The 13074-nt window shown below is 66.5% G+C and carries 9 protein-coding genes and 1 pseudogene; 4 read left to right on the top strand and 6 right to left on the bottom strand.

The features are described 5' to 3' along the window. Positions 1 to 2 precede the first annotated feature (2 nt). Both C8267_RS00185 and C8267_RS00180 read left to right on the top strand, forming a co-directional pair. Positions 3 to 785, top strand: coding sequence for a DUF5689 domain-containing protein (locus C8267_RS00185; RefSeq protein ID WP_106633234.1), 783 nt, complete (start codon positions 3 to 5; stop codon positions 783 to 785). Continuing rightward, positions 775 to 1524, top strand: a complete 750-nt coding sequence (locus C8267_RS00180) for a DUF5689 domain-containing protein (RefSeq protein WP_234025633.1) — start codon at positions 775 to 777, stop codon at positions 1522 to 1524. Before C8267_RS00185 ends, C8267_RS00180 begins: the two co-directional genes overlap by 11 nt. A 5-nt stretch (positions 1525 to 1529) precedes the next feature. On the opposite strand, the gene obgE is transcribed toward C8267_RS00180, so the two are convergent. Together obgE and C8267_RS00170 are read right to left on the bottom strand one after the other, a co-directional pair. Further along, complete coding sequence (gene obgE, locus C8267_RS00175; RefSeq protein ID WP_106633232.1) at positions 1530 to 2522, bottom strand: GTPase ObgE; 993 nt, start codon at positions 2520 to 2522, stop codon at positions 1530 to 1532. A gap of 78 nt (positions 2523 to 2600) precedes the next feature. Continuing rightward, positions 2601 to 3071, bottom strand: coding sequence for a TspO/MBR family protein (locus C8267_RS00170; RefSeq protein ID WP_106633231.1), 471 nt, complete (start codon positions 3069 to 3071; stop codon positions 2601 to 2603). Between the two features lie 134 nt (positions 3072 to 3205). Here C8267_RS00170 and C8267_RS00165 point away from each other — a divergent pair. Both C8267_RS00165 and C8267_RS00160 read left to right on the top strand, forming a co-directional pair. Next, positions 3206 to 4523, top strand: a pseudogene (locus C8267_RS00165) (Na+/H+ antiporter NhaC family protein). A 158-nt stretch (positions 4524 to 4681) separates the two neighbouring features. Further along, positions 4682 to 5560 carry a bile acid:sodium symporter family protein gene (locus C8267_RS00160; RefSeq protein ID WP_106633230.1) on the top strand — a complete coding sequence of 293 codons (879 nt, stop codon included), beginning with the start codon at positions 4682 to 4684 and terminating at the stop codon, positions 5558 to 5560. A 125-nt stretch (positions 5561 to 5685) separates the two neighbouring features. Here the strand turns inward: C8267_RS00160 and C8267_RS00155 are convergent, their stop codons facing one another. The 4 genes from C8267_RS00155 to C8267_RS00140 all read right to left on the bottom strand — a co-directional run bounded on the left by C8267_RS00155 (position 5686) and on the right by C8267_RS00140 (position 13042). Beyond that, complete coding sequence (locus tag C8267_RS00155) at positions 5686 to 6735, bottom strand: AI-2E family transporter (protein WP_106633703.1); 1050 nt, start codon at positions 6733 to 6735, stop codon at positions 5686 to 5688. Between the two features lie 313 nt (positions 6736 to 7048). Then, positions 7049 to 7639 carry an HAD family hydrolase gene (locus C8267_RS00150; protein ID WP_106633229.1) on the bottom strand — a complete coding sequence of 197 codons (591 nt, stop codon included), beginning with the start codon at positions 7637 to 7639 and terminating at the stop codon, positions 7049 to 7051. Between the two features lie 277 nt (positions 7640 to 7916). After that, positions 7917 to 10133, bottom strand: a complete 2217-nt coding sequence (locus tag C8267_RS00145) for a sodium-translocating pyrophosphatase (RefSeq protein ID WP_106633228.1) — start codon at positions 10131 to 10133, stop codon at positions 7917 to 7919. A gap of 488 nt (positions 10134 to 10621) precedes the next feature. Beyond that, complete coding sequence (locus C8267_RS00140) at positions 10622 to 13042, bottom strand: outer membrane beta-barrel family protein (protein WP_234025632.1); 2421 nt, start codon at positions 13040 to 13042, stop codon at positions 10622 to 10624. Positions 13043 to 13074: the final 32 nt, after the last annotated feature.

Here is a 13074-nt window from a genome sequence, read left to right as displayed (position 1 = left end):
CCATGGCACGCCGGGACATCACAGCGCTGCTGCTCGCCACTCTACTCTCCGCGGGCGGCTGTTATGATTCGCACTTCTCCGAAGCGGCCGGCGGCGCCGCAGCCGGGGAGGGCAACACCCCTCTTTCGGAACTGCGCGCACGCTACACGGGTAGCCCGACCCTGGTCGAGGAGGATATCCGCGTCGTGGGGTACGTCACGACGAGCGACCGCGCCGGCAACTTCTACCGCACGCTCTGCATCGAGCAGGCGGGTGCCGCCCTCGAGGTGATGGTCGGGCTGGACCACCTGCACAACGACTACCCGCCCGGAAGCCGCCTCATGGTGCGGCTGCGCGGCCTGACGCTCGGACTCCAGTACGGGGTGCTCCAGGCCGGCACCCGCGCCGAACCCGGCAGCGGATATGCGACCGGCTACCTCGGCTCGCGCCCCGCAGCCGACGCCGCCATCGTCCGCCTCGACGGCGGGCAGAGCGTCGAACCCACCCTTCTGCACATCTCCGAACTCACGCCCGAACGGTGCGGCACGCTGGTCCGCATCGAGGCGCTGCAACTCCGTCCCGACGACGGGGAGCCTGCTCCCGAGACGTGGAGCGGATACCATACGTTTGCCGATGCGTCGGGCCGCACGCTCCGCACCTACGTCCGCGCCTATGCCGACTTTGCCGACGCTCCGATTCCGACCGGCGAGGTCACGCTGACCGGCATCCTGCAGCTCGAAGGCTCCTCCTCGGACCGGTACATGCTCAAGATGAGGTATGAAACCGACTGTCTTGTTGTTCGTTAGTCTCCTCTGGGCCGGAAGCTGCGACAAGGCGGACGAGCCCGGCTACATGCCCGGGCCCGACGCCGTGTTCATGAGCATCGCCCATCTGAAGTCGCTCTGCACCAAAGCGAGCGTGACGCTCACGCGCGACATCCGGCTGCGGTGCGTCGTCACGGCCAACGACCACTACGGAGAGTTCGACCGCACGCTGGTCGTAGCCGACGCAAGCGGCGGAATCGAGGTGGCCGTCGACGCCGCGGACCTCTACCGCGACTATCCGCTCGGGGCCAACCTCACGCTCTACTGCAACGGTCTGGCGCTGGGCGACTACGGCGGGAAAATCCAGCTCGGCGCCCCGCCCCGGGGCGACTATGCCGTCGACCGCATCCCCGCGCGGGAGCTCTCCCACTACCTGCGGTGCAACGACGGCGGAACGCTGCAACGCGACTTCGTCCGCCGCTCCATCTCCGAGATTTCGCTGCGCGACGTCGACACCTACGTCCGCTTCGACCAGGTGCGCTTCACCACGCAGGGCACCTGGTGCGACATCGACCCGCTGAGCGGCAAGCGGCTCACCACGGAGCGCACCATCGTCGACTCCACGGGGGCCACCTTCCGCGTCCGCACGCTCGGCAGCGCCCACTACGCAGGCGAGCCTCTGCCCAAGGGCAAAGGCTCGCTGTGCGGAATTGTCGATTATTTCAACGGTGAATTTGCGCTGCGGGTGACCAACTACGAATTCTTCGGCTTCACCCCGTAGGGCGCTCAGCGCTGGAGCGCCTCCCAAAGCATGTCCTTGAGCCGTGCGATGTTCAGCCCCGAGACCGACGAGATGAAGAGCGACGGAACGCCCTCGGGCAGGTGGGACTTCATCTCTTCGAGCAGCCCCTCGTCGAGCATGTCGCACTTGGTGACGGCCAGCAGCCGCTGCTTGTCCAGCAGCTCGGGGTTGTACTGCGTCAGCTCGCCCAGCAGAATCTCATAGTCGCGGCGCACGTCGTCGCTGTCGGCCGGCACCATGAAGAGCAGCACCGAATTGCGCTCGATGTGGCGCAGGAAGCGCGTGCCGAGGCCGCGGCCTTCGTGCGCACCCTCGATGATGCCCGGAATGTCGGCCATGACGAACGACTTGCCGTCGCGCACCTCGACGATGCCGAGGTTGGGCTCCAGCGTCGTGAAGGCGTAGTTGGCGATTTTGGGCTTGGCGGCCGAGACCACCGAGAGGAGCGTCGACTTCCCGGCATTGGGGAAGCCCACCAGCCCCACGTCGGCCAGCACCTTCAGTTCGAGGATGAAGGAGCCCTCGGCCCCCTCCTCGCCCGGCTGCGCATAGCGGGGCGCCTGGTTGGTCGCCGTCTTGAAGTGCCAGTTGCCCAGCCCTCCGCGGCCCCCCTTGAGCAGCACCAGCCGCTCGCCGTCGGCCGTCACCTCGCCCACCAGCTCGCCCGTCTCGGCGTTGCGCGCCACGGTGCCCAGCGGTACGGGGATGACGATGTCGCGGGCATCCTTGCCCGTCGAGCGGGCTCCCGAGCCGTTGCCGCCGTCCTCGGCGAACTGGTGGCGCTGGTACTTGAGGTGGATGAGTGTCCAGTACTGACGGTCACCCTGAAGCACGATGCTGCCGCCGCGGCCGCCGTCGCCGCCGTCGGGGCCGCCGAAGGCGACGAACTTCTCGCGGCGGAAGTGGGCCGAGCCCGCGCCGCCGTGGCCCGAGCGGGCGAAGATTTTCACGTAGTCTACAAAATTGGAGCCTGCCATAAGTTTCGGGTTTTCGGCCTCAAAGATACGAATTTTTCGGGAATCCCCGCACGCGGGCCGCAAAGTGGGCGCCGCTCCTTAGTTGAAGGCCCAGATGTAGGCATTGAGGTAGGTGGCGAAGAGCAGCCAGAGCAGGTAGGGGACGAAGAGCCAGGCCGCGGGCCGGCACAGGCGCCAGGAAACGACCACGTAGGCGAAGACCAGCATGTCGAGCAGCGCGATGTCGATGAGGCCCGCCGTCGGGTTGCGCAGGTTGAAGAAGAGGACGCTCCACAGGAAGTTGGCGGCCAGCTGAGCCAGCCACAGCCACACCAGCGCGCTGCGGGCCTGCAGCAGCTCCTCGCGGGCGAGCACCGCCCCCAGCGAGATGCCCATGCAGAGGTAGAGGATGCTCCACGCCACGGGGAAGACGACGGCCGGGGGCGTGAGCGGCGACTTGACCAGCGTGGGATACCACTCGACGAGCGCCTCGCTCTGGAGCCAGCCCGCCATGGCGCCGATGCCGAAGCAGAAGAGCACCGGGACCAGATAGAAGAGAATGCGTTTCATTCGGACAGGGATTTTTTTCAGCCGGAGAAGCGTTCAAACATCGTTCCGTTCGGGGCCGCGGCGGACGAAAAGTGGCGCGGATGTCGGATTTTGCGAAAAAGCGCTTATTTTTGCCCCGAAACACCGATTCCGAAATGCACCACGACAACAAGATACCGCACGGCCCGCACCGCGGAGGGCTCTTCGCCCTTACGCCGCTCCTGGTCTTTCTGGCCAGCTACCTGCTCGTCTCGCTGGTGGCGGGCGACTTCTACCGGATGCCCGTCTCGGTGGCCTTTCTTGCCGCCGCCGTCTACGCCGTCGCCACGACGCGCGACCTCCCCTTCGCCCGCCGCATCGAGCTCTTCTCGGCCGGGGCGTCGAACGGCAACGTGATGCTCATGATATGGATTTTCATCCTGGCGGGGGCCTTCGCCGAGTCGGCCCGCAGCATGGGGGCCGTCGACGCGACGGTCAACCTGACGCTCCACCTGCTGCCCGACTCGCTGCTTCCGGCGGGGCTCTTCCTCGCCTCGTGCTTCGTGTCGCTGGCCATCGGCACCTCGGTGGGGACCATCGTCGCACTCGTCCCCGTGGCCGGGGGCATCGCCGCCGAGACGGGAAGCAACGCCGCCTGGCTGACGGCCATCGTCGCCGGCGGCGCCTTCTTCGGCGACAACCTCTCGTTCATCTCCGACACCACCATCGCCGCCACCCGCACCCAGGAGTGCGACCTGCGCGACAAGTTCCGCGTCAACATCCGCATCGTCGCCCCGGCGGCCGTCGCCACGCTGGCGCTCTACATCCTCACGGGCGAGGCTGTCGGCGGCGCCACGGCCACCGAGCGCATCGAGTGGGTCCGCGTGGTGCCCTACCTGCTGGTGCTCGTCACGGCGCTCTGCGGCATGAACGTGATGAAGGTGCTCCTGCTGGGCATCCTCTCGTCGGGGCTCATCGGCATGGCGGCCGGGAGCTTCACGGCGCTGGAGTGGTGCAGCGGCATGGGGCGCGGCATCACGGGGATGGGCGAGCTCATCATCATCACGATGCTGGCGGGCGGCGTACTCGAGATGCTGCGCCACAACGGCGGCATCGACTACCTCATCGGCCTGATGACCCACCGCATCCGGGGACGGCGCGGTGCGGAGGCCTCCATCGCCCGGGCTGGTCTGCGTGGCCAACCTCTGCACGGCCAACAACACCATCGCCATCCTCACCGTGGGACCCATCGCCCGCAAAATCGCCGACCGCTTCGGCATCGACCGCCGCCGCAGCGCCAGCCTGCTCGACACCTTCTCGTGCTTCACGCAGGGGCTGCTCCCCTACGGCGCCCAGCTGCTCATGGCGGCCGGGCTGACGGGGCTCTCGCCGCTGGAGATTATCCGCTACCTCTACTACCCCTTCATCATGGGCCTCTGCGCGCTGCTGGCCATCGTGCTGCGCTATCCCCGCTCGGTAGCCGGCGTCCGGTAGCCGACGCTCCGGCCCCGAAGCCGTAAGGTCCGAAAGCGCAACGTTCCGAGCCCGCAAACGCCGAACCCGAACCGTCCCGAATCCGAACCGTCCAAAATCACAAACGCCGAACCCGAACCGTTCCGAACCCGAACCGCAAGCCTCAAAACCGCTCCGCCATGAACACCGTCTGGATTGTCCTGCCGATACTGCTGGTGCTGATGTTCCAGCTCGGCCTCGAACTCGACCGCAACTCGTTCGCCGCCCTGCTGCATCGCCCCAAAGGGGTGGTGGCCGGCCTGCTCGGGCAGCTCGTCGCGCTGCCGCTCATCGCCTTCGGCGTGGGGGTGCTCTTCCGCCTCGAACCCGTCCTCTTCATGGGGCTCATGCTCGTCGCCTGCTCGCCCGGCGGCAGCTCGTCGAACGTCTTCACGATGCTGGCCCGGGGCGACGTGGCGCTCTCGGTGACGCTCACGGCGCTCAGCAGCCTGATTACGCTGGTCACCATCCCGCTGCTCATGGAGGGCGTCGCCCGCTTCGTCGCGCTGCAGAGCGACACGGCCATCGAGCTGCCCGTCGGGCGGCTGCTTCTCCAGAACATCCTCCTCCTGCTGCTGCCGATGCTCTGCGGCGCTCTCTTCCGCAGCCGCTTCCCCGCACGGGCGCAGCGGCTGCACGCCCTTCTGGGGCGGGTCGCCTTCCCGGCGCTGATGCTGCTCGCCGCACTCTTCTTCGTGCAGTACGCCCGCACCATCCTGGAGAACCTGCCCGCGCTGGGCAGCGCCTCGCTGCTGCTGATTCTGGCGGCAATGGGGGCCGGGCGGCTGCTCGCCGACGGCTTCGGGCTCGACCGCACGGGACGCCGCACGGTCGTCATCGAGGTAGGCATGCAGAATGCCGCCCAGGCGATTGCCGTCGCCTCGTCGCCGCTGATTTTCAACAACGAACGGATGGCCATCCCGGCCATCGTCTATGCACTGGTGATGAATGTCGTGCTGCTGCTCTACCTCAGGGTGCTGCAGCGCGGCGACCGGCTCCGCGCAGGGGCCGGGCGGTAAACGGACGAAGGGCGGAACGCCCCGGAAAGCCGGCCCATCGGTACGGGTCAACGCCGGACAAAGCGGCCCCGGGCTGCATCGGCCGCGCCGAACCGTTCCGTCGGCATTCTTCTCCCCGTTCCCGGTCAATGCCGGGCTGTCGGGGCGGGGTCGGCCGACTCGTCGGGACGGCCGTCGATGTAGCGGCGCTTGAAGATGTGGAGGCAGAAGAGGAAGAGCGAGAGCATGAGCGGCCCGAAGATGATGCCCATGAATCCGAAGAGGGCCAGCCCGACGAAGACGCCGAAGACGGTCACCAGCGGATGGATGTCGGCCATGCGCCGCTGCAGCACCAGCCGCGTGAGGTTGTCGACGTGGGTCACCACGAGCGTCCCGTAGGCGGCCAGCCCGACGGCGGCGGCCCAGTGGCCCTCCAGCGCCAGATAGGCGGCCAGCGGCAGCCAGAGCAGCGCCGTGCCGACAATCGGGATGACCGTCGCAAAGCAGGTCAGCACGCCCCAGAACAGCGGGTCGGGAACCCCGAAAATCAGATAGCCCACCAGCGCCACGCCCCCCTGCACGACCGCCAGCAGCGGGATGCCGATGGCATTCGACCGCACAATCTGATGCATTTCGTGAATGACGTCGTCGCGCTGCCCACCGTCGAAGGGGACCAGGTCGCGGACATAGGCCTCCATGGCCCGGCCGCCCGTCAGCATGAAGTAGAGGACGAGCAGCAGCACGACAATGTTGACGGCGAAATCGACGATGCCGCCCAGCACGTACTGCCCCGCTCTGGGGAGCATGGCGATGAACGAGGCCACGTTGCGCTCCTGCCACAGGTCGTAGCCTGTCCGTTCGTAGAGCAGCGCCGAGAGGTTTTTCACGGCGTGGAGCAGCTGCTGGGGGTCGGCCGCGAGGTGCTGGACGTGGGCCACCAGCATCCAGCCAACCAGCGTGAGGGGGACCAGAAAGCAGAGGACGGCCTCGACCAGCAGCAGCGCAGCGGCGGCACTCGGCCGCCAGCGCCGCCGTTCGGTCAGAAAGACCATCTGGCCGCGCAGCAGCACGTAGAGGGTTGCCGCCCCCATCAGTCCGCCCAAAAAGGGGGTCAGTTCGATGAAGATGGTCGCGCCGAGTCCGAAAATCAGCACGAAAAGCGCATAGCGCCCGTATCGCTCCCGAAAATTCCGCATACACCGCCCCACGGGCAAGGAGCGTGCCGGAAGCGCCGCCGATGCGGGTCGATTTCTTCCGGCCGCCATTCTGCGCGCCCCGTCTCGGCACGGGCGGATTCCGTCCGGTGCGGCACGGTCTCATCTATCCCGGCACGGGACCTTCCCCGTCAGCCATAGGCGCGGCACCTTCTCCACCCGCCGCGGACGCGACATCTTCTCCGCCCGTCCGGTACGGGGCTCACCCACCCCGGTGCGGGCCGGCGCATTGGCTCCTCCTGTCCGGCACCTTTTCCGTCCGGCGCGGGTCCACTCCCCTCCCGCCGCAGGGACGTCAACCGAGCAGCTGCTCGCGCAGCAGGCGGCACGTAGCCTCGGGCGCCTTGGGGTCGAAGCGCTGCGTATGGATGCCGAAGGCGGCCGCAGCCTCGAGGTTGATGCCGCGGTCGTCGATGAAGAGCGTCTCGGCGGGGTCGAGGCCGAAGCGCTGGAGCAGCAGCTCGTAAATCCGCGGCTCGGGCTTCACGCACCCCTCCTCGCAGGAGACCACCTCGCCCTCGAAGAGCCCGTAGACGGGAAAGGTGCGCAGGTAGGCGATGAATTCGCGCGACATGTTCGAAAGGATGTAGAGGCGATAGCCCGCCTGCTTCAGCTGACGAATCAGCGCCTCGGTCGGCTGCACGGGCTCCTGCAGTTCGATGGAGTAGCGCAGGTAGGAGGCGCACTTCTCGCGGCTGCATCCGTTCATGTCGGCGAGGGTGCGGGTCACCTCCTCGAAGGTCGAGGTGCCGCGGTCGTACTCCTCCCAGAAGCGGGGCATCCGCTCCGAGCGGACAAAGGAGAAGAAGTCGATGAACTCCTGCGTGCAGCGCTTTATGTTGCGGGCGAAGACGACGCCGCCCAAATCGAAAACGATGTTTTTCATGAAGGCAAAGATAGGACTTTTTCGCGACATGCGGAAGCGCGCATCGTCCGTCTGCCGCATCCCGGGGGCATAAAAAAGCGGAGGCGCAGCCTCCTAAAAGCTGCGCCCCCGCATGCTGAAGCCGGTTACAAGCCGGTTCCGGCCGGACTTTTTCCGGACTTTCCCCGGACCTTTCCGGACTTCACGCCGGTTTGCTTCTCCGCCGGCCGCCGGAGCCCGATGCCGGTTCCGGCCGAATGCCGTCGGCCCGGGCGTCACACACGCCGGTCACACCCCGCTAAAAGAGGTGCCAGGCCACCGTGAGGCCGGCCATGACGATGGCCACCATCGACATGAGCTTGACCAGGATGTTGAGCGACGGGCCCGAGGTATCCTTGAAGGGGTCGCCCACCGTATCGCCCACGACCGTCGCCTTGTGACAGTCGGAGCCCTTGCCGCCGAAGTGGCCCTCCTCAATCATCTTCTTGGCGTTGTCCCACGCACCGCCGGCATTGGCCATGAAGACCGCCAGCACGAAGCCCGAGCTCAGTCCGCCGACGAGCAGCCCCATGACGCCGGCCACACCGAAGACGAGCCCCACGACCACCGGCACGATAATGGCCAGCAGACTCGGGAAGAGCATCTCGCGCTGGGCGCCCCGCGTCGAGATGGCGACGCAGCGGGCGTAGTCGGGCGTACCCTCACCCGTGAGGATGCCCTTGATTTCGCGGAACTGGCGGCGCACCTCCGTCACCATGCTCTCGGCCGCGCGGCCCACGGCATTCATCGTCAGACCGCAGAAGAGGAACGACATCATCGCGCCGATGAAGAGGCCGATGAGCACCGTGGGGTTCATGAGCGAGATGTGGTAGTACTCCATGAAGTCGAGCATCGAGGCATCCTCGACCAGACGGGTCACACCGCCCGGAAGCTCCAGGAGCGTCTGCCCGTTGTGAAGCATGCCGATGCGAATCTCCTCGACGTAGGAGGCCAGCAGCGCCAGCGCCGTGAGGGCCGCCGAACCGATGGCGAAGCCCTTACCCGTGGCGGCCGTCGTGTTGCCCAGCGCATCGAGCGCATCGGTGCGACGGCGCACCTCGGCCCCCAGACCGCTCATCTCGGCGTTGCCGCCGGCGTTGTCGGCAATCGGACCGTAGGCGTCGGTGGCCAGCGTGATGCCGAGCGTCGAGAGCATGCCCACGGCCGCAATGCCGATGCCGTAGAGGCCCAGCGAGAGGTTCTGCGGTTCGAGCATGTGGTGGACGTCGAAGCCGATGGCGCAGAGGTAGGCCACGATGATGGCGGCGCCGATGGTCACCACGGGAATCGCCGTCGAAATCATGCCCGAGCCCACGCCGGCGATAATCACCGTGGCGGGACCCGTCTGCGCGCTGCCGGCAATCTTCTGCGTCGGCTTGTAGGAGTGCGAGGTGTAGTATTCGGTCGCCTGGCCGATGATGATGCCTGCCACCAGACCCGTGATGACCGAGAAGGAGAGGCCCAGCCAGTTCTCGACGCCCAGCAGGTAGAGGATGCCGAAGGTGGCCAGCGCAATGAGCAGCGAGCTGAAGTTGACCCCCACGCCCAGCGAACGCAGCAGCTGGCGCATCGTGGCCCCCTCCTTCGTGCGGACGAGGAAGATGCCGACAATCGAGAGGAGGATGCCCACGGCAGCAATCAGCATCGGAGCCAGCACGGCCCTGAGCTGCATCGCCTCGCTGCCCGACGAGGCGAAGGCCGCCGCACCGAGGGCCGCCGTCGCCAGAATCGAGCCGCAGTAGCTCTCGTAGAGGTCGGCGCCCATGCCGGCCACGTCGCCCACGTTGTCACCCACGTTGTCGGCGATGGTCGCCGGGTTGCGCGGGTCGTCCTCCGGGATGCCGGCCTCGACCTTGCCCACCAGGTCGGCGCCCACGTCGGCCGCCTTGGTGTAGATGCCGCCGCCGACACGCGCAAAGAGCGCCTGCGTCGAGGCGCCCATGCCGAAGGTGAGCATCGTGGTGGTGATGACCACCAGCTTCTGCGGGCCCGCCACGTCGACGAACGACTCGAGCACCACGTACCAGAACGAAATGTCGAGCAGGCCGAGCCCCACCACGACGAGGCCCATCACCGCACCGCTGCGGAAGGCCACCTTCAGACCGCGGTCGAGCGACTGCCGCGCGGCGTTGGCCGTGCGGGCCGAGGCGTAGGTGGCGGTCTTCATGCCGAAGAAGCCGGCCAGACCCGAGAAGAAGCCGCCCGTGAGGAAGGCGAAGGGAACCCAGCCGTTCTGCACGCCGGCACCGTAGGCCAGGTAGGCGAAGAAGAGCGCCAGCACGACGAAAATGATGGCGACGACCTTGTATTGCTGACGCAGATAGGCCATCGCACCCTTGCGGACGTGCGCCGCGATTTCGCGCATGCGCTCCGTGCCCTCGTCCTCGCGCTTCATGGCGCGGTAGAAGGCCCAGGCCATGCCCAATGCGACGACCGAGGCGGCCGGCACGGCCCAGAAAATCGAAGGAATGTTCATAACGGTATGTAAATTTATGGATTGGTCGAATACAAATTTAAGAAAAAATCGGGCGTTCTGTTCCCGATTTCTCCATTTTTTATTTCGAAAAATAACATCGAAGTATCGTTTCGAAATCTCCGCGCCACCCATCCATGCCCAAAAACCGGCTGAACGCGCCCGACCCCAACCAAACCGACTGAGCCCAACCGAACGCGACCGAACGTAACTGAACCGACCGAACGCAACTGAACCAACCGGACGCGACCGAACGCAACTGAACCAACCGGACGCAACTGAACCGACCCGCCGCCCTACCCTGCCCGGGAACCAACAGCCCCACCCAGAACCGACCTCCCGTACCGGTTCGCCCCGGTCCGAATCCAACCCGCCGCACCGGAATCGGCCGAGACCGCCCCAACCGGGGACCATCTACCCTGCCCGTAATCGGGCACTTCCCGCACCGGAATCAGCCGGAACCGGGCCATCACCGACCGAACCAGAGCGCGCTAAAGACGGTTCAGCTCGTCGAGGTCGCGGCCGCTCCTGCGCTCGCGCCCGGCAGGGGCGCCGAAACGATAGGTAAGGTTGAACTTCACCTGCCGCGACTCCCATTTGCCCCAGTTGTAGAGGTAGAATCCTTCGTAACGGCTCGTGCTGTCCCAGTTCGAAGTCCAGAAGAGGTCGCTCACGCCGAGGCTCGCCTCGAGGCGGTCGCCAAGGAACTTGCGGCTCAGCGCCACATCGACGCTGCCGGTCGGTTCGCACACCTCGATGGCCTCGCCCAGACGCCGCGTCGTGAAGCTGCCGCCGAGCTCGAGCCGCAGACGTCCCGGCAGGCGGAAGGTGTTGCGCAGCGAGAAGATGGCGGCCAGACGCTTCAGGTCGAAGCGCCGCATGCGGTCGTAGGCGATATCGTTGTTGAGCCAGTAGCAGGTGACACCTGCCACGGCATCCCACCAGCGGGCGACGCGCACCTGCTGGAAAAGCTCGAGCGCGAGGCGGTGCTGCCGCCCGAGGTTGCGGGGTGTCATCACCAGACGCTTCACGTCGAGCGTGTCGCTGATTTGCGTCCTATAGTCGGTCAGACAGGTGTACGACGCCGTGACGGCCGTTTTGCGCCAGCTCCACGAGAGCGCCACGCGATGGCTCCGCTGCGGTTCGAGGAAGGGGTTGCCCTGCCAGCAGGTAAGCTCGTCGAGCATGTATTCGAAAGGATTGAGGTCCTGATAGGCCGGGCGGTCGATGCGGCTGCCGTAGGAGAGGGCGAAGGTGCTCTGCCCGCCCGCCTTCCAGCTGAGCGCAAGCGAGGGGAAGAGGTCGAAGTAGCGGCGGCGGTTGTGCTCGCGCGGAGAGCCGTCCGTGCGGCGCAAATCGCCGTCCGAACGGGTATATTCGCCGCGCAGCCCCACCTCGAGCGTCGCACGGCGTCCCAGCGGACGGTTGTACTGGAAGTAGGCGGCCAGCAGCTGCTCCTGATAGAGGAAGCGGCTCGACTGCGACGGGTCGAGCTGCTCACCCGCCGGGGCGACCGTCGAGAACCGGTAGTCGTTGTCGGCCCGCACCCACGAATACTTCACCCCCGCGTGCAGGGTGCCGCCCCACAGGCGGTGCTGCTGCGCATAACTGAGAGCCAGGATGTCGATGGCGCGGCTGTTCACCGAGCGATAGAGGTCGTCGGAAAGGACGACGCCCGCCGGGTCTTCGTAACGGTTGGGCTGCAGGCAGCCGGCGCCTCCGTCGAAGAAGGCGTAGTCGACGTCGAGCGCATAGTGCTCGCCCTCGCGCGGCGCATAGGTGTAGAAGAGGGTTCCGCCGTAGCGGTTGCCCTTCTGGCGGTAGTAGTCGTTCGAGGCGCGAAGGAGCGATTCGACGTCGAGCGTCGCGGCGTCCCGCACCGTGGTGGTCGTGCGGGTCCGACCGGGTCCGAAGAGCGTGTTGACATCGACCCGCGCACCGAGCGTATGGTACTCCGAGGGGCGGTACTCCACCCCGACGTTGCCCGTGACGGTGCGCCGCCGGTCCTCGTCGTCGGTCGGGCTCAGGTAGTCGGTCCCGTTCTGGATGCGGTGCATGCCGTAGTAGAGCCCCGTACGGCCGAGCGCATGGCTGTAGTTGGCGTAGAGACTCACCCGGCCGGTATTGCAGCTGAACGCGAGTTCGGTGTTCTGCCGCCAGTTGTCCCAGACCGAAAAGCCGTTGTTGAACGAAAGGGAGAGGCCGTCGGCACTTCGCCCGCGCTCAACGTTGATGTTGATGACGCCGGCCAACCCTTCGGCGTCGTACTGCGCCGAAGGGTTGCTCATCACCTCCACGGACGAAACCGACGAGGCGGGCATCGAGCGCAGCATGGCGGCCAGTTCCTCGCGCTGCATGTAGGTCTGCTTGCCGTTGAGCATCACCAGCACTCCGGAACTGCCGCCGAGCGAGATTTCGTTCTCGCCGCTGACCATCACGCCGGGGGTCTGTTTCAGCGCGTCGAGCGCCGTACCGCCCGCCAGCGAGGCGCTGTTGCGGGGCGTATAGACCATGCGCCCCTGCTCGACACGCAGCGTTGCGTTGGGATTCTCGGCCACGACCACCACGTCGTCGATACCGACGGCCGTCCCTTCGAGGCGCAGCTCCCCGACGTCGGTCGCCCGCACCGCGTCGAACGGTTCGCCGACATAGGGGGCAAAACCCAGGCAGCTGACGAAAAGACGCACGCGGCCCGAGGCCGAAAGCGTAAAACGCCCCTCGTCGTCGGTCACGGCGTGCTGCAGCATCGCCTCCGAGTCGGGGGCAAGGGTTGCGACCACAGCCGTCGGCACGGGTCGGAGCAGAGAGTCAACCACGCGCCCGGTGAGCGGGAAGGCCTCTTGGGCCAACGTTGCAAACGGAGCGAGCAGGGCCGCGAGAAGCGACAGCAGACGGACGGATTTATGCATCATGTGAACGGATTTTTACACCTTACGCTCACAAA

The organism is Alistipes sp. Marseille-P5061, assembly GCF_900290115.1.
Classification (GTDB): domain Bacteria; phylum Bacteroidota; class Bacteroidia; order Bacteroidales; family Rikenellaceae; genus Alistipes; species Alistipes excrementigallinarum.
Note: the sequence above shows the minus strand (reverse complement) of the source record. Positions and strands in the feature narration are given on the sequence as shown.

Excerpts from the sequence above, each read along its gene's own strand:
- C8267_RS00185 (WP_106633234.1), top strand. The coding sequence starts at position 3 with ATGGCACGCCGGGACATCACAGCGCTGCTGCTCGCCACTCTACTCTCC.
- obgE (WP_106633232.1), bottom strand. The coding sequence starts at position 2,522 with ATGGCAGGCTCCAATTTTGTAGACTACGTGAAAATCTTCGCCCGCTCG.
- C8267_RS00170 (WP_106633231.1), bottom strand. The coding sequence starts at position 3,071 with ATGAAACGCATTCTCTTCTATCTGGTCCCGGTGCTCTTCTGCTTCGGC.
- C8267_RS00155 (WP_106633703.1), bottom strand. The coding sequence starts at position 6,735 with ATGCGGAATTTTCGGGAGCGATACGGGCGCTATGCGCTTTTCGTGCTG.
- C8267_RS00160 (WP_106633230.1), top strand. The coding sequence starts at position 4,682 with ATGAACACCGTCTGGATTGTCCTGCCGATACTGCTGGTGCTGATGTTC.
- C8267_RS00150 (WP_106633229.1), bottom strand. The coding sequence starts at position 7,639 with ATGAAAAACATCGTTTTCGATTTGGGCGGCGTCGTCTTCGCCCGCAAC.
- C8267_RS00145 (WP_106633228.1), bottom strand. The coding sequence starts at position 10,133 with ATGAACATTCCTTCGATTTTCTGGGCCGTGCCGGCCGCCTCGGTCGTC.
- C8267_RS00140 (WP_234025632.1), bottom strand. The coding sequence starts at position 13,042 with ATGATGCATAAATCCGTCCGTCTGCTGTCGCTTCTCGCGGCCCTGCTC.